The sequence below is a fragment of the Mesorhizobium sp. M1E.F.Ca.ET.063.01.1.1 genome (genome assembly GCF_003998155.1).
In the GTDB taxonomy this organism is placed as follows: Bacteria; Pseudomonadota; Alphaproteobacteria; order Rhizobiales; family Rhizobiaceae; genus Mesorhizobium.
The window spans coordinates 1-729 of record NZ_RZSC01001389.1; the positions used below are offsets into that span (position 1 = coordinate 1).

The following is a 729-nucleotide window of genomic DNA, read 5'->3' on the forward strand; positions in this document are numbered from 1 at the left end:
CCGGGAAAACGCACGACGGCGAGGCCGGAGGTGGGAAAGCCATGGTTTAGCGTGCCGCGCGCGGCCTCGTCGCCGTCGCCGGATACCGCCATGGCGAGATCCTCCGTCATGGGATTGTGGCCGATCACCAGCAAGGAGCCGGCCCCGCCATTCTTGCGGATGATGTCGAGATAGCCGGCCGCATCCTCGCTGTAGAGTGTGTCGAAGAACATGACCCGACCGGTGTCGGTGCGGCCCGCCAGGCCTTCCAGCGTCTGCCGCGCCCGCTTGGCATTGGAACAGAGCGTGATATCCGGCACATAATTGCGGGCCCGCATGGCATCGCCCATCACCTCGGCATCGGCCATGCCCGATTCGTCGAGCGGACGATCGAAATCGCGCACACCGGGCAGCGCCCATCCGGCCTTGGCATGCCTCAATAGATAAAGTCTGCTCAACCGGACCCTCGTGGTGCTGACCTCGCAGCGCGATTAGTCACCAGAACGGTGTCAAGCACAATGGTCGACAGCCAGCAACGGCACCGAATCATGGATGAATTCGATCCAAGCCGTTCAAACAAAGGAGGCGGCGAGGCGCCATCGGTGCGAGACTAACAAATGCGTGAAACTGTTATCGTTTACGCTTGTGCAGGGCCTTGTCGACGAATATATAGGCGCCAAATTTGGGGTTGTTGGGTGAGTCGAATGAACGATATCGCTACCGCCGATTACGTACCCTCCGAAGACGAGC

1 protein-coding gene is annotated in these 729 nt (G+C 60.5%); it reads right to left on the reverse strand.

What is annotated here, in order from left to right; translation table 11 throughout:
• On the reverse strand, nucleotides 1-437 hold a 437-nt coding region (locus EOA29_RS38775), incomplete at its 3' end, for a histidine phosphatase family protein (RefSeq protein WP_145970132.1).
• Nucleotides 438-729 lie beyond the last annotated feature (292 nt).